Below are 26,061 nucleotides of genomic sequence, written 5' to 3'. Positions count from 1 at the left end.
CGATCCAAGACCGATTAGCCTCAACAAAAAGCCCGGCACGTCAATCGTGCCGGGCTTTTGACTGTCGATTAAGGACTCGACCGACCACCATTAACATCACAAATCAAAATGCAAAAGTACATGTTAGAAGCCGCTTTTCCGGCGATTTCTCGCATCAAAATGTAAATATGCAGTTTGATTGGCCTGAATAGCCTCTAAGGCGGAATGGAGCCATTTCACCTGCACTTTTACATTTTGAATGCTGTTTTGGACCATTTGGAAGGAATCAAAATGTACATTTGCATTTTGTTCCTCAACTGCTATAGCTGACCTCAACGCTAACAAGCATCGAACCGTCATTACCGTAAGGCTCATAGCTGGCAGAGTATCCGACTGGTATGCTCGCTGCGAGGAATGCGGCCTTTAAATCTTCCGACAAACGCTCTCCGGGCAAGTAACGGAACTGGAACTTCACGCTTTTTGCCGCAAGCTGCTTCAATACGGTTTGGGACAACGCTTTACGGTCGGCAATCGTTCGCTCGGCTTCGAGCCAGCCCAGTCCGATATCCTCTTTCAACTGGATGTAGGCCTTCGCATCCGGCCGGCTTCCATCTCCCAGCTCCCGCAGCTTGTCACCGTAGCTTGCAGTTGCCGGCGGATAGCTTTTCACCCAATCATGATCGGCTTTCATTTCCTTATCCGTCTTCAAATAATAGGTATAGCGGATTGGCTGCATCCGGGAGGAAGCGCTTCCGGTTTGTTCCGCGCCTTGCACAACGGGATCATCCCAGGTCAGATCCAGATGATACCACTGGCCGTCAAGCTGCACCATGTTCCAAGCATGATCGCCTGTCTTGACCGTTCCTTCGGCAATTAGTACGGGTATGCCTGCTTCCTTCAACATTTTATAGCCAAGCAGCGAATAGCCCTGGCATACTGCTTTGCCTGTGGCTAATGCCTCATAAGCGGTATAACGGGTCAGCGATTGATCATAGTCCAATCTGGTCACGATCCAGTCATGGATGACCTTCACCTTCTGATGATCATTCATGGAAGGAGTCAGCAGTTCGGCCAGTGCGTGCTTAACCGTCTCATCGACCTGCGCCGTCTGCTCCGGTGTCTCCCTGTATCTTGCCTCTATCTTTATCGTTGAACGGTCTCCCCAGCTGCGGATCGTATACAGATAGGAATCGAGGATATAGGCCACATAATCATCCTCGGCAAGCGAGCTTCGAATCGTCGTCTGCAGTGTGTCGGAAAGCTGCTTTTTGTCACCCGCATATTGCAGTGTAAAATGCTCTGCCCGGCTCTGGAATTGCTTCGCCATCGCAGATTCGAGCTGGCCCATCGTCGAGCTTTGACCGGCATCGGCCATAACTGAGAACAAATCCAGCTTCTTCTCCAAGCTGAACGCGATAATTACGACAAGCGTTAAGGCAAGCAGCTTGCCTCCATGTTTTCGCATGTGCCGCCCTCCCTTCACCATTAACGATGGCTAACTGGAAAACATTCTCTTCTTAATCTATTCTACCCGATTAATCAAGATGCTAACTAGTCTTCCCGCTAGGAATTGAGGAACAGGCTGTATTCTGCGTCCGATGCTGCGCTGTTACTGCAAGCTTCCATAGTCCTTCACTTTGAAGTGGACATTGCATTTGATATTCGCTTTGGCGTATGACTCGCTCCAATCCATGCTTTTCCACGCTTTATAGCTCATCCCGTTGCGGACATACATGCCAATGCCAAGGCTGTCAGCCTCCTTGTCCTGCATCCGCTTGACCATCTGATTGGCCCTTGCATTTAAGTGGTCGGATACCTGCTTCTCAAGCTTATGCCGGTCGCTGTCATTGCTTAGCTTCAAATTTCCCGTATATTCGTAAATAGAGCCCTTCATCTGAACATCGATGCTTACATTAAGCTTCTGCCCGGATTGCTGCCGGACTTTCACTTTCTTGCTGCTGATCAATGAAGTGAACATGACCATATCATGTCCTCCCCCTTTGTCCGCTAGCTCCAGACTCATTTCCCCCTGCTTGAAGTTGCCCTGCAGAAAAGAATAGATTAATGCGTCTTTTGCGGGGATTCTCAGCACATAGCGGCCGCCCTTAAACAGACCGATCCCATCAACTGAAATATGGTCGCTCTCTTCTTTAAGAATCGGCACTGCCGGATCGATGCCATCATCATAATAATCCCGCTCGAAGTCATACAGCGTCGTTTTGGGCACGAGATGACCAACAGCCTCCTTCTCCAATAAGCGATCGATATACCGGTCCGTCATCGGATGCTGCTTGTAATCCTTGGAGAGCAGCGACTTCGCGCTGCCGTTGACGATGACGATTTTGATCTGCGGAGAAACCGAGGTATCTCTTCTTATTGAATCGATATGCTCGAACAATCCCTTTTCGGCCATTTGGTCAGAGAACAGCACATCCCGCAATTGGCCATTCACGATCATCAGGTTCGTCTCGCGTCCCAGCTTGATTTTCGCTTCCTTGGAGCTTTTGGAAACTGTCGACAATACCTCCCGCTTGACAGGTGTAAACGCCTCGGCTCTCGGAATGCTTGCCGTAATTTCCATCTCCCCTTTGGGCAGCAGATCGAAACCGACTGTGCTCGTGAAGCCCATCCGCTCCAGAATGCGATAATCACCGCAGCCAGACAGCAGCAATAGCAGCAGCAGCGGCACAATCCCCCTTGGAAGGAAACAAATCCGTTTATTCATAGGCTTGCTTGCCTCCATTGTTTTGTATAAGAAGCACGACAATCAGGACAACTGGCAGACCGAAGGCAACGCCTATTTCAATAAGACTGAGAATACTGAGCCATTCGCCTACCTCATTCAAAATGTCCGGGATCATCGCGATAAAGTAGGCAGCGGCCATAATTATAAATCCGATCGCACTTCCCCTCACCTTGGGTACAATTTGATGAAGCATCTCTTTGGCCGACCAAACAAACAACAGCACAGAGAAGATCGCGGAGAACATAAAAAAGCCGTAAAATAAATTTTCTACGCGCTCCACGAAGGGAAATCGGATATAAGCCAGCGCATCCAGCACCGGAAAATTTTTAGTTTGCAATTGTTTCAGACTATAAATGCCGAACAGCATGATCGCCATATATACATAGCTTGCAGTCGTTATAAGGTTGGCCCACATTGTACTTTGAATGAGCTTAGTCCGCTTATTCGAATAGCTGAACAGCAGCATGCTTAGCTCGCAGCCAAGAAACGCCGAGTAGATATCTACATTTTTCATCCATTCATATTTCCCGCCCTTGAACAGAAACGGCGTTAGCCTGGCCCACTGAAACTCTCCGTAAAAGAAAAACAGCAAGAAGACCATCCAAAAAAACAGCCAAAAAAAGATCGTCGCCGCTTTGGAGATATTGTAGATTCCTTTCGTCAGCAGCCAGAAAACGAGCACATCCAGCACTAATTTGAATAGCATCGGGTTGGTCGTCGGAAACGCAAACATCTGGAAAATCATCACATACTCCTTACCGGCCAGGCATCCGATCATCGTCCATAATGAGGCTACAGCCACATAAATCGGGAATATCAGAAATTTGGGAAACGCCTGCTCCAATATGACGAAGATCGACCGTCCCTTTCCAAGCTTATAAACAAGTCCAATCAGAGCGACATTCAGCGTAGCAAGCAGCCCGAAGCCGATGAGAGAAGCCCAGCCGTTCGTTCCGAAATTGTCCGCCAGCAGTTGGGGAAGGATGAACGCCATAACCCCGCTTTGCGTCATAAATATAAGGATCATCACGTGAAACGGAGCTAATTTTTCCTTCGTTTTCTCCAACGAGCATCACCTCTTGGTTCGATTTCGGATCGGATTGGGAGACTCGCTCTGAGTTGGCCTCTCCCGAAGCATGCTGAAAGGCGCGCGAATAAAAATATCCCGCCAGTCTCTAAATTTGAACGGCGCTAGCGGCGTCAAGTAAGATGTCCCCAAACTGGTTAATCCGCTTAAATGAATGACGATAGCCGATATTCCCATTACAAGTCCAAGATTGCCCCATAAACCAGTCATGAGTATAAGCCCAAACCGGATAAGCCGAATCGAAGCACTCATTACATAGCTTGGAATGACAAAGGAAGCAATCGCAGAGGATGCGACTGCAATAATCAGAATATTGCTCGTCAGCCCGGCTTGCACGGCGGCTTGACCAATTACGATACCGCCAACGATGCCGATCGTCTGACCGATCTTGGTCGGCAATCGCGCCCCCGCTTCCCGCAGCAGCTCGATCGTCACTTCCATCAGCAAAGCTTCATACAGCGGAGGAAACGGTACGCGGCTGCGAGACTCCGTCAGCGTCATCAGCAGATTTTCCGGAATCATTTCGTAATGGAAGGTCGTAACGGACACGTACATTGCGGTGAAGCTGATCGTTATTATAAAAGCCAAAAAACGCAGCAGCCGAATGGCGCTGCCCAGAATCCAGCGCTGGTAGTAGTCGTCAGATGACGAGAAAAATTCAAAGAATGAGGTGGGTACCGTAAAAGCCGAGGGGCTTCCGTCAACAATGCCCACCACACGTCCCGCCACGAGCTTCGATACGATTGCATCCGGGCGCTCTGACGTTAGAATTTGCGGGAAAATCGAATACTTGTTGTCATCGATATACTGAATGAGCATATTCGTATCCAGCATGCTGTCTACTTCAATCGCCTTAATTCGCCGTTCCGTTTCCTGGACAAACTCCATGTTAACGAGATCCTTAACATACAGCAGGTAAACTTCGGTTTTCGTTACCTCGCCGACCGCCAGTTTCATAATTTTAAGATGAGAGCTTTTCAACCGGGAACGGATCAGCGACAGACTCGTGCTTACTTGCTCGGTAAACGCATCATGGGGCCCTGTAATGACCGTTTCCGTCTCTGATTGGGATACAGCGCGAGTTTGAAGACCAAACACGTTGAAGAGATAGGCTTTCGATTCTGCGAAAATCGCGATTCCGCCCGACAATATGCCGAGAACTACCGCCTTGGAATCCTGGACGATAAAAGAATCCATCTGCTGGAGCAGATTGGCTACCGCTTCCCCGTCGCTGCTTAACAGCGGAGCAAGGATCTCCCGGTTGAACTTCAATTGATCGATTAAATGCTCGAAAAAAATCAGATCTACATCCGGATTCTCGAAATGGCGGTGAGTCAGATCAGCACAATCCTCAAATTCTTTAAGCGTATGTGCAAGAGTAGGAGCTACGTTCGCTTCCGGCGGGCTGTTGTCTTCGGCTGCCGAATCAGGCGGTGCCGTATTTAGCAGTATTTTTTTCAACCAGTTGGACTTTTTCATGCGCACCTCCGGATGGTTAGGATGGATGATCGCTAAATGAACCAACCTTATTTTGCGCAATATATGGAAAAGTATTTATAAAACGCCAAAGGCGCCAACCCGCAGGTTGACGCCTTTGTTTCTTGCTTCGGTAATATTATAGAACTAGCGAATGGCAGACTGGTGCTAATCGAAACTATTCAAAAAGGCAGCCAGCTTCGATTCCGCCTTGTCCTGTCGCTGCTCCAACTGCTCCAGCGTTTCCCGCACCGCTCTGCGCAAAGACTCGGCTTCAACCGGCTTGACGATATACTGCTTCACCCCGAGCCGAATGGCGCGAAGCACCGTGCTCGCCTCATTGACCGTGCTAATCATCAGGATGCTGGCATGCGGATGGAAATACAAAATTTTGCGCAAAACTGCCACTCCGTCCAAGATTGGAAGCTCACTTTCCAGTATGATTAAATCAGGTTTAGTACGCTCGTATTCTCTATATGCTTCTTCTCCGTCGGCAGCTTCGCCAACGATCAGGTGATTGTCATGCTCCAGCAGGTTTCTCAGCATCATTCGGGATTCATTCGAGTGATCGGCAATTACAATGTTCGCCATAGCTTCAGCCTCCACGCCTTCGTTCATTTTCCCATTAGTATACAAAATACCAATGAACCATTTCTGGACAAAAGAGGGACGGGAGTGCAATTATAAATAAATAAACTATCCCTTCATGGAAGGAGCCTCCTTCAGACAAATGAAAGCTCTATTAATCGATGATGAGAAAGCGGCATTAATCCAGATGGAACGGTTAATAAAGGACGACGGACGGATTGAAGTAACCGGGGCCTTTACGACAGTTAGAGAAAGCCTGGAGCATTTGAGCACGTCCAAAACCGACTTTGTCTTTCTCGACATCGGCATGCCTGAGATGAGCGGCCTGACTGCAGCGGAATATATTTTGCAGCTAGATCCCGACATCCGGATTATCTATGTAACTGCCTTCTCGGAATATGCCATTGATGCATTCGAGCTTAATGCACTTGATTATTTGTTGAAGCCGGTCAGCTCAGCCCGCTTCACCAAAACGGTCAATCGTATGATTGAATTATCGAATTACAGAAAGCAGCCGCCAGAGCCCGCTGCCCGAATTGAGAATGAACCGGCAATCGTCTGCTTTCGCAGGCTGGAGCTTCGCGGCAATAAGACTCCAAGCGCCAAGCTCAAGTGGCGGACTTCCAAAGCACAAGAGCTGTTCGCCTATCTGCTTCACCTGAAAGAGCAATGGATCAGCAAGGAACAATTGCTAGATTGTTTATGGCCCGATTATCCTCCCGATAAAGGGATGACCCATTTACATACTTCTATCTATCAGATTCGCAAGCTGCTGCGGGAATGGAGTGAGGAGGCCGTCATTGATTTCTCACAAGACTGCTATCGGCTGTCGTTTACAGGTGAAGGGGCATTCACCGATGTCGAGCTGTTCGAGAAGGCTCTGATGGAAACCAGTGCACCTGTTGGCGATTCTGCCTCTTTGGCAGCCGCACACCCCCATTACGACAGCATGCTTCGTCTGTATACCGGCCACTATCTGGAGGAGCATGATTATTGGTGGGCCAAACCCCGACAGGAACAGCTGCGGCGTCAATATATGGAGCTGGTACTCGCGATTGCCAGACAGGAAACAAGCGCAGGCCGTGAGACACATGCTATAAACCGGCTGATGGCCGCCCAGCAGAGAGATCCTTACTCGGAAGAAATATGCCGTCATCTTCTAGAAGCTTGCGCCAGATTGAACGATATGGAAGCGGTACAACGCCATTACCGGTCATTCACAACTCTTTTGAACAAGGAGCTTGGCACTGAGCCCGATCGGGAGACGACAGCCCTCTATCAAAACCTCATACAAAATTAAGTTTACCTAACAGAAATTAAAAAGTCCGGCAGTGTGATGTCTTATCCCGCTGCCGGACTTTTATTATGCTGAATACTGTTTAATAATGTCGAAATTGCTCAGAATCGGTTCAGCGTTGTTGTATACGATAGATTCGTTTCTGTCTAACAACCACGAGTAGGAGAGGATTACTTGGCATGAAAAGAATAACAGCTGTGCTGTTGATTTTGTTAATGCTCACTGGAGCTTTTCCGCTGTCCAGCACGTTAGCGGCGCCTGATCCATCGCCTATAGGCGAGTTCAATAGCGTACAACTCACCGGTGCGAGAGCAGTTACTTACCATGATGGCTATATTTATGCGGCACAACGAGACAATCCGGGCGGCATTTACCGGATAGATATCCATACTGGATTGGTGACGAAAGTGTTAGAGTTAAACAAGATCATGTCCGTCGCTCTCAATCAAGCGGGAGATTTATTCTATACAATTGATAGTAACAGAGCAGTTATCAAAAAAATCGCCAATCGTGATCTGACCAGCCTGCCGCTTTCTTCATCCACAGTTGCTGCTGTGAGCACAAATTATTATGCAACCAACTTAAGTTATGTTTATGGAATGAGCTTTGACGCAGAAGACAATTTATATTTTACCGACTATACCAGCAAGGGCATTTACAAATTCACGCAAGGACAAGGCCAAGCGACAAAAATTTTAGATCATTTCAGTACACCTTTATACGGCTTAAGCGTTGGTCCTAGCGGCAATCTTTATATCGTTGGCGAAAATGATCTGCACCTCTACATGGTAAATGCAAATGGCAGTCAGATCACTAAGAAAAGTTTTTCGCCAATTGCCTCCCTGAACTCAATCGTTTTTTTGCCTAATGGAAAGGCCTACCTTGCTCTTAGCAACAATATCATGGCAGCCCCGGAATATAACGATAGCCATGCTCCTTTCACCGAAAAGCCTGTTATTTCACTAAACGGCTCTATGGAACTATTGGTAAAGTACGGAGCCGAATTTGCAGATCCCGGCGCAACCGTCACCGATAATGTGGATACGGGATTAACGACCGAAGTCACATGCACCAAAGACGGTAGCTCTGTAACCGGCATTGACACGACAGTACCAAGCACCTATTACATCCATTACAATGCGGAAGATGCGGCTGGGAACATCGCAACAGAAGTAATTGAAGAAGCGCTACAAACTCCATAATAAGGAAATGACGCACACAAATTTGCGCCTCACGAAACAAATGGGAAATTTTTCTTCCTGTCCGTTTCGTGCAGCCGCTTTTAATGCCTAAGCATCATCGGAATCTGGAAGCTGACTGTCGTGCCTTGCATGTGCTGGCTTTCAACATGCAAGCCCTCGCCGTACAGCATCAGCAGCCTGCGGTTAATATTTTTAAGCCCGACCCTGCTGCTTCCTCCATCAGATAGAGCCTGAGACAGCCGTTCCTCATCCACGCCTATCCCGTTATCGGAGACTTCAATACTGATGACGCTGTCCGTTTGGCGGACCTTAACTTTCACCGTGCCGCCAAGCTCCTTCCGCATAATACCGTGATTAATTGCATTCTCCACTAACGGCTGTATACATAATGGAGGAATAAGTGCATGCATGTCAGCATTCAAATCAAGCTCCACCCTTAACCGCTCGTCGAACCTCGCCTTTTCGAGAGCCAAGTAGGATTGCACAAGTTCCAGCTCCTTATCCAGCGTTATCAAACGGTCCCGATTGCGGAAGTCAAAGCTGCTGCGCAAATACTGGCTCAGCTCGATAAGCAAGTCCATCGCCTTATACGGCTCTGTCGGACAGAAGGCGATAATCGTATTTAGTGCGTTATATAAAAAATGCGGCTTAATTTGCGCCTGCAAAAAGGCGAGCTCGGACTGTACCGCTGTTCGAACTGATTGACGCAGCTCAAGCAGCGTCCGAACTCTCGCCTTCAATTCGCCCGCGTCTACCGGCTTACTTAAGTAATCATTGATTCCCGCTTCAAAGCCTGTCCGGATATCATCGGGCCGGCTTCTTGCAGTCAACAGAAGTACGGGAAGCTCCGACAGCATAAACCGCTCCCGAATGCTGCGGCAAAGCTCCAGCCCCGACATGCCCGGCATCATCCAATCGGTAATGACCAGATCAAAGCTCTGAGCACCGGCAAGCGACGCCAATGCCTCCTCCGCACCGCTCACTGCCGTCACCTCATATTGCTCCAGCGTGAGCAAATTAATGAGCACCTGCAAATTGACCGGATCATCATCAACGACCAGCACCCGGAACTCGTTGCCATCATTGCTCCGTTTCCGAACAGATGGCTCCTCCTCTGATTCCTGAATGATCTGCGCAAGTCCGGCTTGCTGCTGCATGCCCGAGTGATCCGCTTCAGCCCCCTGCTGTAAACCTTCTGGATCAGCCGGTGCAGGCAGCGACGACAGCTTCGCAGCCGGCAAAGAGAAGATGAAGCGAGAGCCTTGACCAAGCGTCGACTCCGCCTTAATCCGCCCTCCGTTCAGCTCGATCAGCTTCTTCGTAATGCTGAGTCCAAGCCCCGTTCCTGCATACTCACGATTAGTTGCGTAGCCTTCTTGCTCAAAGGCATTAAATATCGTCTTCAAGCGATCAGCCGCAATGCCGATACCCGTATCCTCAACCATAATGGTGATGAAGCTGCCCGCTTCCCGGGCAGAAAGGGTAATTTGCCCCTTCGTCGTAAATTTCACAGCATTGCCTAGAAGGTTGTACAAAATTTGTCTTAGCCGATCCTCATCCGTATCTAGTAAAGGCAAATGATCCGGCCAATGCTGAACGATCTCAATTTGCTTTTTTTTCAGCAAATAAGGAATGACCTCCAACACCGATTGGGCAACGGACGGCAAATGCACGGCGCGTCTTTGCAGCTCGATCTCACCGTTCTTCAGCTTGGAGAAATCCAGAATATCATTAATTAATAGAGAGAGCTGCTTACCCGTCGTCACGATCATTGCCAAATTGTCCGCATGCTTCTGGCTGCCGGCAGCTCCTGCCGCACCCTCTAGCATGGATTGCGCGATATTGATCATCCCATGCAGCGGCGTCCGCAGTTCATGCGATGTGTTGGCCATAAATTCATCCTTGAGCCCGTCCAGCGTCATCAGCCGGCTCGAAAGCTCTTCAACATCGCGGACGGAGCCCGCGAAGCGCTGAGCGAGCAAAAGGGCTTGCGCAATAACAAATACGAGCATTTCGTAGGGAATAAGCACTTGATCGTTATAGATACCGAGCACCTGTAAAACACTGACCACAATAATCGCAATAATGCTTTGCATGCTCATGAGCATAAACAAGGCGTCCGTTTTGTTGCTGCGCATTCCCTGGATCATCACGTACATCAGAAACAGAAGCATCAAAAATCCGGCACCGATAATTTCTAGCTCCCATAAGGATAAAATCATCGTAGGAAGCAATACCCCAAGCGACAGCAACAATGCAGCTAGACCATGAAAAAATAGCATGACCTTCTTATGTACCGCTTTAGGATCAAGCGCAACGGTAGCTAAAAGAAGAAAATAGTATACGAGCGTTGATGAGATAAACTGCAGCTTCAGTAATACCATATAGGAAAAGGAAGGAGCGAGCAGGACAAGCAGTTTTTCGCCATGGGTTAAAATGTAGAGAAGGACGACAAGGCAGTACAACCCCAAATACAGCATTCCCCGTTCCTGCCGCCTGAGCTGGTACAAAATTAGAAAATAAGCAGCCGGCACCAAAAAACCAGCGATCATGATCGCTTCCTTAAATACAGCGTGCTCTCTTATGTTTAAGATAGAGGCCTGATCCCCAAACGTAATGGGATAAATCATCCCTCCACTCGAATACTTCGTATTCGACACTTGGACCAGAATATCGGTTGTTCCTCCCGTTAGCGGGAAGAAGCGGGTGTAGGGTACGTTCCCCTGCTTGCTCTCCCGTTCAATGACAGATGGTGATCCACTGGCTCCAACTTCCTGACCGTTTACGAAAATACGGTTGGCCATCCTAATGTTCGACGTTCGAAGGCCGTACATACCCGCCTGATCATTGCTTAATTTGATTTGGAGACGATAAGTAGCGTAGCCGGTTCCCCGGTCAACCTTCTCCACTTCCCGTAAATAATCATTCCATTTCCCGGGCACCTGAATCATCGCTTGCCCATCAAGCACGGACTCCACCTTCTCTGGCGTGAGCAGCTCATTCCAATAAAAGGCCCATTCGCCCTTCAGTTCGACGCTGCCTTCCTGCTGGAAGCTCCAACGGCTTAAATCAAGCAAGCCTTCCTTCGCCTCAACCTTCGTATTCGCCCCGGACATTGCAAATTGAACCAAAAAATAACCCGGCAAACTAATGGCGAGCAGCAAAACCGCTATTTTAAAAATCCAGCTTTTGTTCATCTCAACTAACTCCCGGACAGCATGATGTCGAATGCCATAATATCTTGTAATATTGTATCCCAGCGCCATCCAATAAGGTAGAATTTTCTTTTTGCTATTGTAAAATGAACCGCGTGTCATTATAATCAAAAATGACACCTGGTTCATTTTAACAAAAAGAGGAGGGCATCATTTTGTCGCCCAAAATGTCCAATCAGCAAAAAGAACAGCGCCGGCAAGAAATTTTAGAAGCCGCGAAGCGGGTTTTTGTTCTAAAAGGCTATGAGCCTGCTACCTTAAAAGATATCGTGGAAGAAACAGGCATGAGCCGGGGATGGATTTATTTATATTTTCAGACCAAGGAAGAGATATTCGAAGCGCTGCTTCAGCAGTCGGATTTGTATCATGAACAATATTTGGAGGAGCTTCTGGCTCGTCATTCTTCCGTTTGGGATGTCTTGATGGTGATTTACTCACCGCAGCAGATGGAGCCGCTTATTAGCGTTAAGGATAGCTTTCTTCCCCCTTTTTACGAATATTTTCTGACGGGATGGCGCGATGCTGCACGTAGGAAAACTTTGACCGCACGGTATGAGGCTGGCATTGCCCGGTTAGCGAAGCTGCTGCAGCTGGGTATCGATCGCGGAGAGTTTACCCCCATTCTGCCCGTTGATGCTATAGTCCGGTTAATCGCCTCCTTCCAGGAGGGAATTGTCATGTATGCCATTTCGGTCGGCCCGCAAGTCGCCAACACGGAGATGCAACTGGAAGAGTTAATCCGGTACTTGAAGCAGCTGCTTCAGGTCCGCTAAGCAATTGAGACGATGAGGAGGAAATTCGAAGATGATCGCCTTATTTCGCAACCCTATATTCTCCAAGCTATTTGCGGCAAACTTCCTGTCCCAGCTAGGCACCGTCGTGGGGAACATGGCTTTCGCCTACTACTTAGTCGACCGGTTCAGCACGCGTCCATCCTATGCGACTATGGCGGAGCTGATGTATTCATTGCCCACGTTGGCCGTGTTCTGGGTTGTAGGTGTTATCGCGGATTTGATTAACCGGAAATGGATTGCCGTCAACAGCGATTGGATTCGCGCAGGGCTAACGCTTCTTCTTCTCTTGTTTGTGCACTATGATGTGATCTTCATGTGCTTCCTCATCCTATTTCTGCGCAGCGCGGTGTCAAAGTTTTTCGGGCCAGCTGAGATGGGCCTTTTACAAGGAAGTATCGGACCGGAGCAGTACGTTCAGGCTTCAGGACTCAATCAGATGATTACGGGCGTGTTCTTGTTGTTTGGTATGAGTTTGGGGGCGACGGCTTATTATTATATGGGAATCGAAGGCGCGATTATTGTAGATTGCTTAAGCTTTATCGGTTCAGGCATTCTGCTGTTGCTCTGCCAATTTCCAGAGACCGCGCTTATGCCTAATGGGAAGAAGAGGCTCCGGGATTTGCGGATTCCGATGCTGATCAAAGATTTCCGGCAAGGGCTGGATTACATCCTCAAGTTCAAGCTGCTCCTTATGCTCGTCTCCGGCTTTCTTTTCTTTGGCATCATCAACGGCGTATTTGCCGTACTACCAATCTTTACGATGAAATATAAGCTTAGTCCGGATAACTATATCGTTCATTCCTCGCTCATTACGATTTTTCTGGGCATCGGCTTTTTAATCGGCAGCATCATTGGACCATTATTTATCAAGCGGTTCTCACGGGCCAATGTCCTGATCGCCGGACTGTTTATGTCCAGCATCATCATTATTGCGCTTGGTTCTATGAATGCCATCTGGGCCTACCTGCCGATTGTGCTGCTGGCCGGCATAACGATTGCACCAGTCAATATAGCGCTCGGAAGCTGGATGCCTGAGCTCGTTACCCCGCAAAATATAGGGAAAGTTAATGCGTTGATTGAGCCGGTTATGATGCTCGGTCACTCCCTCGCGCTTGGCTTTGTCGCTCTCGCCTTCCCTGCTTTCATAACAATCACCTGGCTCCATTATATTCTGGGGTTGTGCACCATTGCTGTCAGCACCAGCTATTTGATCGGTTTGCCGCCTTTACTGCGGGTAAGAGTGACGGCAGCGGATGAAACGGTAAATAGGCCGTCATCATAATGATGACAGCTTAGACCATACGCCCAAAACGATTACAAATTAAAATGGAGGCGGCTCTATTAAGCCCCTCCATTTTTTGAACAAAATAATTAGTCCTTTTTCTGAGTCAACTCAATGATCTTTAATAGAAGCGTGAGCAATGCAAGGATTTCCAGAAAGCTCATGCCATCTCCTCCGATCCTGATAAGATGACTCTTCATCCGGACCCGCCTCTCCCATGAGGAGTATTCTGTTCAATATAGTATATTCAGGCTCACTAGCGTTTAGAATACAAGCTCACCAGATTCATCATACAAGGTTAGCAATTCCTATGCCGGTAGCACATTTATTTTGTAAGCGCTATAAACTTTGTAATCCAATTGTAACATTCCACTCAGCTTGGCTTCATCTTGCGCTTCTATAATAGACACATGACCCCCCTTTATTATATATTCTCTCTTGCGCCTGCGGCCCCGTGCCGCAGGCAACTTTGTTTTTATAGGGTCCTATTCATTTCATATAGCGGTCAATGAAGGGCAGTACATGCTTCCAGAACTGCGGGTCCCGCTCGGAAGCGCTATGCCCGTCAGATTGAACGAACAGCGTATCGACTGTGCCTGGAGCAAGCGTATCCTTCAGCTTCTTCAAATCCTTCGCCGGTATAAAGCTGTCTCCTAGCGAATGAACCATATAGACTGGCGTTTTATGTAGTGCCGCCGCTTCGGAAATTCCCGCATATTGCCGTAAGACATCGGGGATATTAGCCGCCCGAACGACGGAGCGCGGAATTCTGGCGCGAAGCAGCCATATCGCAGGAATGAAATAGCCCAGCGGGAAAAACGGCAGCCCCTTTGCCTTGAGCTGCGACCGGACCATCGTATCGAAATGAATCGGCATCGAGTCCGTCACGACAGCACGTACCTTCATCCCTTGTGCAAGCGATAAAACAGCACCAAAACCGCCCAATGAATGACCCAGTACCGTTATCCGGTCCTTATCTGCCTGAGGGAGTCTGCGCACAGCCTGTACAGCTGCAAGCACATCATCGCGGAACATAAGCGCGGAAGGGGCTTTAATGTCTTCGCTGTCGCCATGGCTTCGCGCGTCGTACAGGAAAACCGCATAGCCCGCTTCATAGAGAGGCTTCGCATAGCGCAGCACTCTCGAACGGTTCGAGCCCCAGCCGTGGGCAACGATGACCACCGGCAGCGGACAATCCGCATCCGCTGCTGGCAGACGAATCAGCCATCCAGCCAGCTTCGAGCCTGCGCTTTCAAAGACAACATCGTCCACGATCAACCGGGAATCTTCAATTCCCGTCACTTCTTTACGCTTCGGGCTTTGACTCCGCACTCCGATTCGCCATATGCCTGCCGCTGCTGCACTCACAATCGCTGCTGCGACTGTCACGCCGATAGCTGCCGCTCCCATCATCGATTGCGCCCTTCTTCCTTACAGGTCCTGAACGGCATCGACAAACTGCCGCGCCCGCTCCGTCACCTGATCGTATTTCCCTTCACGAATCCATTCCAGGTTCACTAATTTACTGCCCAAGCCCACAGCGTTAGCGCCGGCTCTGAAATATTCGGCAAGATTGCTCAAATCAGCCCCGCCTGTCGCCATCATCGGAATCTGATCAAGCGGACCGCGAATTTCACTTAAGTATTTCGTACCCAGCGTGCCCATCGGAAAAATTTTCACAGCGTCAGCTCCAGCCTTCCAAGCTTTCACGATCTCCGTTGGCGTCATCACGCCCGGCCATACCGACAGCCCGCGCTCGCGGCCATAGGCGACAACTGCTTCATCCAGATTCGGCGTGATCAAATATTGCGCACCCGCGTCCACGGCGACCTTCGCCATCTCCAGATCAAGCACCGTTCCCGCACCGATAAAAGCTTTGCCATCGAACTTCATACGCCAACGCTCGATCATCACACTTGCTCCCGGCGTATTCATCGTAATCTCCATCAGGCGAATACCGCCGTCAATTAGCGCTTGGCCGGCTGCATCAGCATGGCGATCCTCAATACCGCGAAGAATCGCGACGATTTTATGCTCCAACAGCTGGTCCAACATTGTTCCCGTTGTCATTTCGCTCCCCGTTCCCTTCCTAACTCTAGTCCCAATACTCTCGCAAAATACGTAAAAATAAGTTCGGAAAAGCGAGCGTCTCCATATCCTCCGGTCCAATCCAGCGATAAGGCTGCTCTACAGCCTCCGAAGGGGATTCGCCGCTGCCGTCTATGCCACCCGTCTCATAAGCTGCGGCCGACTCAGCCGCAATGCTGTAATCTTCCGCGCCAAGATCAGCGAGATAAAAGCGCATCGTCCAGTGAATATGGCTGAACACATGCTCCGCATCCATAAACCATTTGCGCGGACGGATGAGCAGACCCGACTCTGACTCCACAGCTTTCGTAAGCAGCTCGCCTGCGACTGCCTGCTCATTCGCAGCAGCACCGTCGATTGCCAGCAGATAAGATTGTTCCTTCGTCAGCAGCAGATGCGGCAGCTCCCACATTTGCGCCAGCAGCCCGGTTTCCGGCCGCTGGCGAACCAGCACCTTGCCAGCGTTTACGCCCGATCCGGCGATAATCGCGGCAACGCGATGCTCAGGACGCGGCGGCTTGGCCTTCGTCTTAATAGGGAGCTCATGCTCTTTGCCCGCGATACGGCCGGCACAATGCTCCATAACCGGACATAGCAGGCAGCTAGGTGACTTTGGCGTACATACGAGCGCACCCAGCTCCATCAGCCCTTGATTGAAATCGCCGGCCGCTCCTTCCGGAATGAGCGAGACGGCCAGCTTCTCGATACCGATCCGCGTCTTCGGCTTAGCGATGTCCTCTTCCAAGCAGAAATAACGGGACAGCACCCGCATTACATTGCCGTCAACAGCCGGTTCCGCCCGGTTAAAGGCAATACTCATAATCGCTCCGCTCGTATAGGGGCCGACCCCCTTCAGCCCAGCAACGGAGGTTTTGTCATCCGGTACTTCGCCGCCATACAGCTCCATGACCATGCGAGCGCCAGCCTGCAGGTTTCGGGCACGAGAATAGTAGCCGAGCCCTTCCCAGCATTTCAGCACTTCGGCTTCCGGTGCTTCCGCCAGCGCACGAATCGTTGGGAAACGATCCATAAATCGTTCATAGTATGGAATGACCGTATCCACCCGAGTTTGCTGCAGCATAATCTCCGATACCCAAATCCGGTAAGGATCACGGTTGACCCGCCATGGGAGCGTTCGTTTGTTCGCTCGATACCAAGATAGCAGCTCCCGGCTGAAATGCTGCTCCGCTTCGCTTTTCATCGTCCTTCACTTCCTTCTGCAGTTGAATCCATATTTAGATCTTCAGCATTACGCTTGTAGCCTTGCATCAGACGCCGGTATTGCATTGGAGTAATTCCGGTCCGCCGCTTGAACAGCCTCGACAAATAATGATTGAGCATTCCTGCCCTGATAGCTACATCGGCGATCGGAAGCTTTGTATCGGCCAGCAATTGCTTGGCTAAGCTAAGCCGCTGCTCCGTTACATATTGAATAGGAGAACAGCCCATCAGACTTCTGAACGCCGTAATGAAATAATTAGGGTGCAAGTAGGCAACCTTCGCCAATTCCTCGATTTGAATGTTGCGGTGCAAATTGCCATCGATGTAATCTATAACCTCCTGCCACTTTTTCGTATCAGGGGTAATCTTAATGGAATCGAATACATTTATGCTCTCATCTAAAAAGCAGGCAACCAGTTCGAGCAGCGCAGCGTGCATAACCAGCTGTTTGGAGAAGGTGGACGAGGCTTGTGCCGCAACCATTTTACGGAACAAGCTTAGCACCTGCTGCTCGTCCGTGACATCCGTACAAAGCGGCAGCTGCATCCGATAAGCGGGAAGCTGCTCTTGATTCGTTAAGCGGAAATGACACCAGGAAGCGTTCAACGATCCTTTTCCCGTGTTGACGATCGTTTGCTCGACTTCCGGCCACAGCAGATAGAGCTTTCCCGGCTGCAGCGTATGGCTTTGACCGTCTATGACCAATCGGGCACTGCCTCTCTCGATATAACATAAGCGAAAAAAATTGTGCTGGGACCGTTTGTCCGACCATCGCGCCGCAAATGCGGATTGCCCGGCCATAATGACCTCAGCATGGTATTGTGTAAACTGATGCTGCAAAATTCGTACATTTGTAGGTTTCATTGTTGCTCCTGTATAATCTTATTAAACCATATTCTATTATATAGACTCGTCGTAAAAAATCATATGGAAAAGGTGAGCATACGGTGAAATTCAACAAACTATTGAAAAATCTATCAATTATGGCTGTCATTTCCTTGATAGTTTTTTTAGCAGGCTGCGGAAGCTCGAGCGGCAGCGGTTCTGCTGCCAAAACTCATATGGATGCTGCCGGCGATACCGCTGCCGTATACAAAGCCAATTGCGTAAGCTGCCATGGCTCGGACCTGCAAGGAAGAATCGGCGATGCAACGAATTTGCAGAAAGTCGGCGCAAGGATGAACGAAATCGATATTCGCAAGCAAATTGAAGAAGGCTCTCCGAACAACGGAACGATGAAAGGGTACAAAGATCGGCTGACGGAAGAACAGATCGCCGGATTAGTGGCATGGCTAGCAGCGAAAAAATAAACGAAAAAGCCGATAAGGACGCGCTCTTAACCTCAAAGCGCAGCCGTTATCGGCTTTTTCTATTCCTTAACTTGCTCGGCAATAGCAACGGCCGATGCGATAGAGCGGTCATGCGTAATCGTAACATGGAGACGCAGCCGCTCTGGGTCAAGCGCCAGTCTCGACCACGCCGCCTCTGAAAGCTCACAAATCGGCTTGCCAAGCTCATCCCGCAAAATATCAATATCGGTAAAGCCGACCGTCTCGCCTATCCCGCAGCCGAGCGCCTTTACGACAGCCTCTTTGGCGGCAAAGCGGCCGGAGACAAACTGAATCAGCCGATTGCCTGCGTAGGAGGCGGACAGCTCTCTCTCTCGTCCCGTCAAAATCCGCTCCATAAACCGGCCGCCGATTTTCTTCTCCAGCAATGCAGCAATCCGCCCCATATCCGTCACATCATGCCCGATTCCGACGATCATCTTCCCCACACCCGTTCTCGCATTCTTATATGATGCCGACATTATCAGATTAATGCTTTGAAGTCAAAACGAATTACCAAGGAATGACTTGCCCCTCCGGATCGATGAGTGCAAGCTCCTCCCCATTCCATTCGTCGCCAAGGCGCCGCTCTGCCAGCTTCAAAATAGCAGCAGCCGATTGCTCCGGCGTATATTTCCCAGAATTATCGAGCTCGCCTTGCATATAGCTTTGCACATGACCAGGATGCAGAAGAAGCACTCTTCCCCCTTTGTCCTTCAAGCCTCTATGTACGAGCATGGACTGCATGTTCAGCGCCGTCTTGGACATCGCATACCCGAACCAGCCTGTCCGCCAGCAATTGGCGACGCTTCCTGCTTCAGAGGAAATATTGACGATCAGCTTGCTGTCGCTCCGTAAAATTTGAGGCAAAAAGCCATTCGTCACACGAAGCGCGCCAAGCGAATTGATGTTGAAAGCTTGAAGCATTTCATCAAAATTCAGCTCATCACCGATTGTGGTCTCAATATTGCCCAGAATAGCTGCATTATTAATGAGCATGTCCACCTTATCTGTCCATTCGCTTACTTGCCGGACAGCGGCGGCTACCGACTGGTCGTCGCCAACGTTAAGCTCTACGATTCGCAACTGATTTGGAAATTGCGATTGTAGCTCTTCAAGCCCCTTCCATTGCGTCAGGTATCTCCCGGCAATAACCTGCCAGCCCTTTTGAAGAAGCTGTGTAGCCAGCGCGAGGCCAACTCCCCTGTCCGCTCCCGTTATCAATGCGGTAAGATGCTGCGTCATTCCTTGCTCCTCCTTGATTCACCCTATATTTTATGATTGATAATATGTTTGATTTCAGGTGTTCGGCCCTCAGAGACATCCTGCCCTGATTTCAGCTGTTGAAGATCTCTCCTTACCATCTTTAACTCATACGTCAGCATATCTAGCTTTGCCGAAGTTTGGGAATTGTCGATAGCAGAGCGGATAACAAGGCTAAGCACGGCGAGACCGATGGCCCACATAGCGAATGCCATGATTGCATAAATCACCATTGCCGCCCCTCCTTTCGGTATTTGGCTTCATTCCTGTCTCCTTGTTTTCGACAAAAGCGCCTCTTTTCCTTCGCCCGCAAAAAAAGAAGCCGTCGCTGAAAGGTCATTGGATAACCTTTCAGCTCAGCTTCTTCTCTTAAATACCCGGAATCGGAGAACGTTTATGCTCCGTCTTCAAGTATTGCTTTTCCAGCTTTTCCTTCGCTTCCGCACCGATGTCTTTACCTTCGAGATAGGCACTATTCTCATCGTACAGAATGCCCAGCTCGCCCTCATCGGTTTGTCCGTCCCAAAGCCCGGCTGTTGGCGCTTTGTCGAGCACGCTTTGTGGAACGCCCAGCTCGGCTGCCAATTGGCGAACCTGCCGTTTGTTGAGTGTGCTCAGCGGTGTAATATCGACTGCGCCGTCGCCCCACTTTGTATAGAAGCCGGTAATGGCCTCCGAAGCGTGGTCAGTTCCGACAACGAGCAGGTTGAGATCAAAAGCGAGCGCGTATTGAACGACCATGCGTGTTCTTGCCTTTACGTTGCCCTTGCCGCCGCGGCTCAAATGACGAGGCATGCCTAGTTTCTTGAAGCCATGCTCGACTTCGATCGCAATCTCATCAACGGTCTCGCCGATATTCGTCTCGACGAGGTGCTTCAGATTGAATGCCTCCGCAACCGCGTAGCTGTCGTGAATATCAGTTTGCTCGCTGTAAGGCTGGAATACGCCCAGCGTCATGTATTCACGGCCAGCTTCCTCCGACAGCTCATCGGTTGCAAGCTTGCATAGCCCTGCAGCAACTGCGCTGTCGATGCCCCCGCTAATCGCGATCAGCAAACCGGAAGTTCCAGATTGCTTGACGTATTGCTTCAGAAAGTCGACCCGGCGGCGAATTTCTGCCTGCGGATCAATCTCAGGCTTTACGCCCAGCCGTTCAATAATTTCTTGTTGTAAGCTCATAGGGTCCCCCTATTATTACTTGCAGAATCGGTCGAAAGCGTCAGTCAGATCAGCAGCGATATCGTCTGCGGAACGGTTCTCGATTTGGTGGCGCTCGATGAAGTGAACAAGCTCTCCGTCTTTCATCAGTGCGATGGAAGGGGAAGACGGCGGATAAGGTGCGAAATATTCGCGTGCTTTAGCCGTAGCTTCTTTATCTTGGCCGGCAAATACCGTGTACAGTTGATCAGGCGTTACAGCGTGCTGCAGCGCTTCGGCAACGCCAGGACGGCATTGGCCTGCTGCGCATCCGCAAACAGAGTTAACAACGATGAGCGTTGTGCCTGTTGCATTAGGAATCGCTTCCTCTACTTCCTCCGGCGTACGCAGCTCTTGAATGCCAATACGAGTCAAATCGTCACGCATCGGTTGTACCATATCTAACATATATCTCTCAAAAGACATCGACATATGAACACACTCCTTTTAATTACATAAATTTAGTTACTATTATACCCCCCCTTGTGTTAAGTGTAAACGGCTGGCGCCATTTCCGGAAATAAAGCAACCGGAGCAGTTCCGCCCCGGTCGCTTGTTACGATTCATATTTCTCTTCGCCGGCAATCGTATCATGATCGCCAATTACGACGCCGTATTCATTTACGAACGGCTCGCGTTCCCCTCTCCCCTTGCGAAACTGAGGAAGAAAGGCGATTTCATAAGGATCCAGACCGGGATCATCCTTGCCGATCATCACCGTTTTTCCCTGCTTTAGGTAGAAGGGCGATTAGGCCCGTCCAGCTTTTTATCAAAACCTGCCGTCTCCGGCGCAACGCTCTCTCTTCCCTTGCTTCTGGCAGCTTTTTTATTATCCTTATTTTTAGCCATCGTTGACATCCCTCCTGAATCATGTAAAGTTTCGCCAACGATAGTATGTACATTCCTTCTTGCCAATATGTTGCCCTAAGCGCTTCTGTTGAAAGAGACGATGAAAGTCGTGCCTTCGCCTTCCTTCGATTCTACCTCGATTTTACCATTATGGCGCTCGGCAATACTGAGGCAAAGCGGCAGTCCCAGTCCTGTCCCGCGAGTTTTCGTCGTATAGAACGGCTCAAACAGATGCTGCATTTGCTCCTGCGGAATGCCGACTCCATGGTCCTGAATGCGAAGCTCGATCCGTTCCTTTTCCTGCACATATTCGGTCTTCATCCGCAGCACGCCTTTGTCACCCATTGCTTCCATTCCGTTGCGTGCCAAATTGAGCAGCAATTGCTTGATCTCCTTACTATTCAGCATCAACGGCGGTATGTAATCGCAAAGCTCCACTTCAATCGACTGGCCCCTCATGTTCGCATCGGCATCCAATAGCGGCGCCATCTCGCCGATGATTTCATGAAGGGAGCTCATTTCCATAGCCAATGCGCGATTCTGTGCCAAGGATAGAAAATCGCTAATAATTGCGTTGGCGCGATCCAGCTCCTCCATAATAATGCGGAAATACTGCTGCTGCTCCCCTGGCATCCGCTCCTTCATTAACTGAACGAAACCGCGAATGACGGCCATAGGGTTGCGAATTTCATGAGTAATGCTCGCTGCCATTTGTCCTACGAGACTAAGCCGTTCCATCCTGCCCACTTCATTGCGCAGCAAGTTCAGCTCTGTCACATCCTGCGCGATTAGCGCTGCACCAGTAATCGCGCCGCTAGTCAGATTACGGATGCTAAATGCCGTCTTCACGAGCATTCGCCCCTCCTCCATGAGCGGCTCGAGGCTTGTTTTCGTCCCCTTCAACGCTTCTTGAAGCAATTGAATGTCAATAGCCTGATTGTCGGCGTGCAGGAAGGCGGAATAATATTTGCCGACGATTTCTGTACGTTCGGAAATGTTCGCCCGCTTGTGAAAAAGCCGATAGCCCATCTCGTTCAAATGTGTAATCCGGCCGTGATGATTAACGATAATGACGCCAAAAGTCGTCTCGTCTATAAATTGCTGAAGCTTCTCGACCTCGCGCCGGTGATTAACGGACACCCGATGTACTTCATATTGAAGCTGCTGGTTTTCCTTCAAGCTCTCGATTACGAATATAGAGATCCATATTGAAGCAAGTGAGCCGATAACCGACAATGCAATCGAGAGAACGACTTGGTTAGTCCAAGCGATGTTATGCTCGAAACTGTGATATGCGATGGTAATTATAAAAAACAGCAGAATGGCTATCATCAAAAACATGACGATACGCTGCTTTTTGTAACGCGGGGACCGCTGAAACGGTTTGTATAGGAATAGCATAATTGGAATATATGCCGCCATGAAAGCTATAAAGAAGACCACTTCCGATGCTGTATCCAGAGTAGGAATACGGAATATGGTATAAATGGCAGACAGCCCAAGCACAGCATAGGGCCCGCCATACAAACAGCCAATGAGGTAAGGTATCATTCTGAAATTCATTTCATAATCGTTAAACTTGTAGCTGGCCAGCATGGATAAAATAACCGAAACACCGCTGAACAGACTTAAAAAGGCAGGTACTCCATTCCAGCTCTTTCCACGATTGCTCCAGAGCTGATACGAAAACACAGGCAACAATGAAATAAGAAATTGGACCAGCATCTCTTTCAACACGGACGATCAGTCTCCCTCTAATCGCATTCCGGATGGATTGCCGCAGCTTCGACGTTTGGCAGGTATTGTAACATTGATTATTGTTCTGTAGTCCGATTAAAACATAAACGACATCTTTTTACAATTAGTGATTCAACCATTCCACTATAGAATCCAAAACACGCTCGGCTTCAAGATCATTGTGCAGCTCATGAAAGCCCCCGTCCCAGCTTATGAAACGGCAGCAGTCTCCTAGCTTTTTCGCTGCCTCTGCACTAGCCGCATAGGAAGTGACTTGATCCGCATTGCCATGAAGCAACAGCAGCGGTATATTCAACTCCTGTATGTGATTCAATACCCACTCCCCGGCAGTCTGAATTTCAAGAAAGGTCTTCACTGTTATTCGAGTATGATTCAATGGGTCCCCTTCAATAGGCGAGACATGCGGATATCCCTGCCGATAAAGCTGTTCCGGCTTTAAACCGGTCGATTGCGGCAGGCCAGGAGCGACACGGGCAATGATGCGGCCTACCCAAAGCTGGGCCGCAGGCGGAGAGAAAGCCAGACGCAGCCATGGACTTGAAGCAATGACGCCATTTAGGTCCGGCTTTAACCGAATCGCAGCGTTTAAGACGACGTTTCCACCCATGCTGTGGCCGTACAAATAGCGGGGCAATCCGGGATAGCGCTCCGAAGCTGCCTCCAGCAGCGTGCCGACATGACTGACTGTCGTCTCAATGGACGGCATATGCCCTCTGCTGCCTGCTGTACGCCCATGGCCCTGCTGGTCCATGGCAAGCACTGCAAAACCTTCCGCTGTTAATCTGGCGGCAACATGCGCATATCTGTCCCCATGCTCTCCCATGCCATGGAGCAGGCAGACAACGCCGCGCTCCACGGATGGCTGATCCAGCTTCGGCTTCCACTCCCTAACGAAGAGCTTAGTGCCATCCGATCCGATGAGTTCCCATTCTACACGTTCCATTGTTTTCCCGCCCTTCCTGCTTGGTTGGTTGATTGTTTCTTCTGCTTCTTGATTCTTGCTTCTTGCTTCTTACTTCTTGGTTCTTGGTTCTTGGTTCTTGGTTCTTACTTCTTGTTCCTGAATTCTTGCTTGTTTATACGACTGCCTGTTGATTGACTGCTTTCTTTGTCTTCTTGCTTGTTGCTTCCTTCTTCCTGCTTCCTTCTTCCTTCCGTTCGTATGTTTCTTTTATTATAAACCGCAATTGCAAGCGCTACCATAGAAGGTTCTGTACAAATCTCAATCCAATCAATGTTACAATAGACAACAGTTAAGAAAGAAAGGCTGAGTGAACGATGTTTGATGTCATTATAATTGGCGGAGGCCCCTCCGGACTAATGGCCGCAGTTGCGGCAAGCGCAGAGGGCGCCCGCACCCTGCTCATCGATAAGGGAGACAAGCTGGGCCGCAAGCTGGGCATTTCCGGCGGCGGACGCTGTAACGTTACCAATGTCAAGGAAATGGACGAATTGATTCGTCATATTCCCGGCAATGGTAAGTTTTTGTTCAGCGCGCTGAATCAATTCGGCAACCGCGATATTATCGCTTTTTTCGAAGGAATGGGTATCGCATTAAAGGAAGAAGACAACGGCCGTATGTTCCCGGTATCCGATAAAGCTAAAACCGTCGTCGATGCGCTGGTTCGCAAAGTACGGGATCAAGGTGTTGAAATCCGGGTCAATATGCCGGTTAAAGAGGTTCTTTACGAAGATGGTGCTGTTCAAGGAGTACGACTGGCATCTGGAGATAAAATTGCGGCGAAGTCCGTTATTATTGCAACAGGCGGCAAATCGGTTCCGCACACGGGTTCAACCGGCGACGGATATCCGTGGGCAAAAAAAGCTGGCCATACCATAACGGAACTGTTCCCGACAGAAGTACCGCTAACCTCCAAGGAGCCTTGGATTCACAATCGCGTCCTTCAAGGACTATCGCTTCGGGACGTAACTCTAACGGTATGGAACGCCAAAGGAAAAAAACTGGTCTCGCATGACGGCGATATGATTTTTACCCACTTTGGGCTGTCCGGTCCTGCGGCGCTGCGCTGCAGCCAGTTCGTCGTTAAGGAATTGAAGAAAAACGCAGGCAGTGACGCAAAATCGACGGTACTCGTTACGATCGACCTGATGCCAGGGCGTTCGGAAGCTGAAGTATATGAAGAGACGTTAAGCCTCGCCCGTCAGGAATCAAAAAAAGCAGTCAAAAATGTGCTCCGTACCTATGTGCAAGAACGGCTGTTGGAGGTGCTCTTGCAGCAATGCGGCATTAACGGCGACATTACCTACGACAATATTCCAAAAGGACCGTGGCTGGAACTGGCGAAGCGGATAAAAAACTTCCCTGTTGCCGTGAACGGCACATTATCTATTGAGGAAGCCTTCGTCACTGGCGGCGGCGTTCATCTGAAGGAGATCCACCCGCAAACGATGCAGTCCAAGCTGGCAGAAGGCCTCTACTTCTGCGGCGAAGTACTCGACATCCACGGCTACACTGGCGGCTACAACATTACCGCAGCCTTCTCAACCGGCTACAACGCCGGCAAAAGCGCCGCCGCTGCTGTTATCTCCGCCCGCTAGGAGCAGGAGCGCTGTTCGTTTGAGGCAGAGTTGGCTGACAGGGCGGGACTGTATCATGCGAGTTTTTTTCATAATGGGCCACATTTGGCCTGCTGAGCAACCAAAACGCTCCATCAAAATGCAAATGTGCAT

25 protein-coding genes are annotated in these 26,061 nt (G+C 49.6%); 6 read left to right on the top strand and 19 right to left on the bottom strand.

Features of this window, described 5'->3' with window-relative positions; genetic code table 11:
- Positions 1 to 292: 292 nt before the first annotated feature.
- From IEX98_RS08065 to IEX98_RS08045, 5 genes are all read right to left on the bottom strand, one after another.
- Positions 293 to 1,444, bottom strand: coding sequence for a transglutaminase domain-containing protein (locus tag IEX98_RS08065; protein ID WP_188888397.1), 1,152 nt, complete (start codon positions 1,442 to 1,444; stop codon positions 293 to 295).
- A 144-nt stretch (positions 1,445 to 1,588) separates the two neighbouring features.
- Positions 1,589 to 2,704: a Ger(x)C family spore germination protein gene (locus IEX98_RS08060; protein ID WP_188888396.1), complete on the bottom strand. Its 1,116-nt coding sequence runs from the start codon at positions 2,702 to 2,704 to the stop codon at positions 1,589 to 1,591.
- The gene (locus IEX98_RS08055) at positions 2,697 to 3,791 is read right to left on the bottom strand and encodes a GerAB/ArcD/ProY family transporter (RefSeq protein ID WP_229692045.1); all 1,095 of its coding nucleotides are present in this window, start codon (positions 3,789 to 3,791) and stop codon (positions 2,697 to 2,699) included. Before IEX98_RS08055 ends, IEX98_RS08060 begins: the two co-directional genes overlap by 8 nt.
- A gap of 6 nt (positions 3,792 to 3,797) precedes the next feature.
- The gene (locus IEX98_RS08050) at positions 3,798 to 5,291 is read right to left on the bottom strand and encodes a spore germination protein (protein WP_188888395.1); all 1,494 of its coding nucleotides are present in this window, start codon (positions 5,289 to 5,291) and stop codon (positions 3,798 to 3,800) included.
- Positions 5,292 to 5,456: 165 nt separating this feature from the next.
- The gene (locus IEX98_RS08045) at positions 5,457 to 5,879 is read right to left on the bottom strand and encodes a response regulator (protein ID WP_188888394.1); all 423 of its coding nucleotides are present in this window, start codon (positions 5,877 to 5,879) and stop codon (positions 5,457 to 5,459) included.
- 139 nt (positions 5,880 to 6,018) lie between these two features.
- On the opposite strand from IEX98_RS08045, the gene IEX98_RS08040 reads away from it, so the two are divergent.
- Positions 6,019 to 7,176 (top strand): response regulator, encoded by a 1,158-nt coding sequence (locus tag IEX98_RS08040; RefSeq protein WP_188888393.1) that lies wholly within the window; start codon positions 6,019 to 6,021, stop codon positions 7,174 to 7,176.
- A 176-nt stretch (positions 7,177 to 7,352) separates the two neighbouring features.
- Positions 7,353 to 8,375, top strand: coding sequence for an immunoglobulin-like domain-containing protein (locus IEX98_RS08035; RefSeq protein WP_188888392.1), 1,023 nt, complete (start codon positions 7,353 to 7,355; stop codon positions 8,373 to 8,375).
- A gap of 80 nt (positions 8,376 to 8,455) precedes the next feature.
- Here the strand turns inward: IEX98_RS08035 and IEX98_RS08030 are convergent, their stop codons facing one another.
- The gene (locus IEX98_RS08030; protein WP_188888391.1) at positions 8,456 to 11,572 is read right to left on the bottom strand and encodes a hybrid sensor histidine kinase/response regulator; all 3,117 of its coding nucleotides are present in this window, start codon (positions 11,570 to 11,572) and stop codon (positions 8,456 to 8,458) included.
- A gap of 173 nt (positions 11,573 to 11,745) precedes the next feature.
- Between IEX98_RS08030 and IEX98_RS08025 the strand changes: the two genes are divergently transcribed.
- Both IEX98_RS08025 and IEX98_RS08020 read left to right on the top strand, forming a co-directional pair.
- Complete coding sequence (locus IEX98_RS08025) at positions 11,746 to 12,363, top strand: TetR family transcriptional regulator (protein ID WP_188888390.1); 618 nt, start codon at positions 11,746 to 11,748, stop codon at positions 12,361 to 12,363.
- A gap of 31 nt (positions 12,364 to 12,394) precedes the next feature.
- Positions 12,395 to 13,666, top strand: a complete 1,272-nt coding sequence (locus IEX98_RS08020; protein WP_188888389.1) for an MFS transporter — start codon at positions 12,395 to 12,397, stop codon at positions 13,664 to 13,666.
- A 489-nt stretch (positions 13,667 to 14,155) separates the two neighbouring features.
- On the opposite strand, the gene IEX98_RS08015 is transcribed toward IEX98_RS08020, so the two are convergent.
- Genes IEX98_RS08015 through IEX98_RS08000 form a run of 4 tightly spaced genes read right to left on the bottom strand, consistent with a single transcriptional unit; the run spans position 14,156 to position 17,839 of the window.
- On the bottom strand, positions 14,156 to 15,079 hold the full coding sequence (locus IEX98_RS08015) for an alpha/beta hydrolase (RefSeq protein ID WP_229692044.1): 924 nt from the start codon (positions 15,077 to 15,079) through the stop codon (positions 14,156 to 14,158).
- 18 nt (positions 15,080 to 15,097) lie between these two features.
- A complete protein-coding gene (locus IEX98_RS08010; protein ID WP_188888388.1) occupies positions 15,098 to 15,736 on the bottom strand; it encodes a bifunctional 4-hydroxy-2-oxoglutarate aldolase/2-dehydro-3-deoxy-phosphogluconate aldolase in 639 nt (212 codons plus the stop codon).
- A gap of 25 nt (positions 15,737 to 15,761) precedes the next feature.
- Positions 15,762 to 16,955: an A/G-specific adenine glycosylase gene (mutY, locus tag IEX98_RS08005; protein ID WP_188888387.1), complete on the bottom strand. Its 1,194-nt coding sequence runs from the start codon at positions 16,953 to 16,955 to the stop codon at positions 15,762 to 15,764.
- Positions 16,952 to 17,839 carry an AraC family transcriptional regulator gene (locus IEX98_RS08000; protein ID WP_188888386.1) on the bottom strand — a complete coding sequence of 296 codons (888 nt, stop codon included), beginning with the start codon at positions 17,837 to 17,839 and terminating at the stop codon, positions 16,952 to 16,954. The genes mutY and IEX98_RS08000 overlap by 4 nt, the downstream gene beginning before the upstream one ends.
- An 83-nt stretch (positions 17,840 to 17,922) precedes the next feature.
- Here IEX98_RS08000 and IEX98_RS07995 point away from each other — a divergent pair, with 83 nt between their 5' ends.
- Entirely contained in the window at positions 17,923 to 18,285 is a 363-nt protein-coding gene (locus IEX98_RS07995; protein ID WP_229692043.1) for a c-type cytochrome, read from the top strand.
- A gap of 59 nt (positions 18,286 to 18,344) precedes the next feature.
- Here the strand turns inward: IEX98_RS07995 and acpS are convergent, their stop codons facing one another.
- The 9 genes from acpS to IEX98_RS07950 all read right to left on the bottom strand — a co-directional run bounded on the left by acpS (position 18,345) and on the right by IEX98_RS07950 (position 24,313).
- Positions 18,345 to 18,743, bottom strand: coding sequence for a holo-ACP synthase (acpS, locus tag IEX98_RS07990; protein ID WP_188888385.1), 399 nt, complete (start codon positions 18,741 to 18,743; stop codon positions 18,345 to 18,347).
- Positions 18,744 to 18,816: 73 nt separating this feature from the next.
- Complete coding sequence (locus IEX98_RS07985; protein ID WP_188888384.1) at positions 18,817 to 19,548, bottom strand: SDR family NAD(P)-dependent oxidoreductase; 732 nt, start codon at positions 19,546 to 19,548, stop codon at positions 18,817 to 18,819.
- 23 nt (positions 19,549 to 19,571) lie between these two features.
- Complete coding sequence (locus tag IEX98_RS07980; RefSeq protein WP_188888383.1) at positions 19,572 to 19,799, bottom strand: hypothetical protein; 228 nt, start codon at positions 19,797 to 19,799, stop codon at positions 19,572 to 19,574.
- A gap of 136 nt (positions 19,800 to 19,935) precedes the next feature.
- A complete protein-coding gene (gene nadE, locus IEX98_RS07975) occupies positions 19,936 to 20,745 on the bottom strand; it encodes an ammonia-dependent NAD(+) synthetase (RefSeq protein ID WP_188888382.1) in 810 nt (269 codons plus the stop codon).
- 15 nt (positions 20,746 to 20,760) lie between these two features.
- Positions 20,761 to 21,195 carry a BrxA/BrxB family bacilliredoxin gene (locus IEX98_RS07970; protein WP_042165934.1) on the bottom strand — a complete coding sequence of 145 codons (435 nt, stop codon included), beginning with the start codon at positions 21,193 to 21,195 and terminating at the stop codon, positions 20,761 to 20,763.
- Positions 21,196 to 21,319: 124 nt separating this feature from the next.
- Positions 21,320 to 21,478, bottom strand: a complete 159-nt coding sequence (locus tag IEX98_RS07965; protein WP_188888553.1) for a DUF3905 domain-containing protein — start codon at positions 21,476 to 21,478, stop codon at positions 21,320 to 21,322.
- Between the two features lie 17 nt (positions 21,479 to 21,495).
- Complete coding sequence (locus IEX98_RS07960) at positions 21,496 to 21,612, bottom strand: spore protein (protein WP_188888381.1); 117 nt, start codon at positions 21,610 to 21,612, stop codon at positions 21,496 to 21,498.
- Between the two features lie 75 nt (positions 21,613 to 21,687).
- Positions 21,688 to 23,349 (bottom strand): ATP-binding protein, encoded by a 1,662-nt coding sequence (locus tag IEX98_RS07955; RefSeq protein ID WP_188888380.1) that lies wholly within the window; start codon positions 23,347 to 23,349, stop codon positions 21,688 to 21,690.
- Positions 23,350 to 23,473: 124 nt separating this feature from the next.
- On the bottom strand, positions 23,474 to 24,313 hold the full coding sequence (locus tag IEX98_RS07950; RefSeq protein ID WP_188888379.1) for an alpha/beta hydrolase: 840 nt from the start codon (positions 24,311 to 24,313) through the stop codon (positions 23,474 to 23,476).
- Positions 24,314 to 24,648: 335 nt separating this feature from the next.
- Here IEX98_RS07950 and IEX98_RS07945 point away from each other — a divergent pair, with 335 nt between their 5' ends.
- A complete protein-coding gene (locus tag IEX98_RS07945) occupies positions 24,649 to 25,929 on the top strand; it encodes a BaiN/RdsA family NAD(P)/FAD-dependent oxidoreductase (protein WP_188888378.1) in 1,281 nt (426 codons plus the stop codon).
- The last annotated feature ends 132 nt before the right edge of the window (positions 25,930 to 26,061 follow it).

It is taken from the genome of Paenibacillus radicis (ex Gao et al. 2016), assembly GCF_014641555.1.
In the GTDB taxonomy this organism is placed as follows: domain Bacteria; phylum Bacillota; class Bacilli; order Paenibacillales; family Paenibacillaceae; genus Pristimantibacillus; species Pristimantibacillus radicis.
The sequence above is the reverse complement of the archived record's forward strand: the minus strand, read 5'-3'. Positions and strand labels throughout refer to the sequence as shown.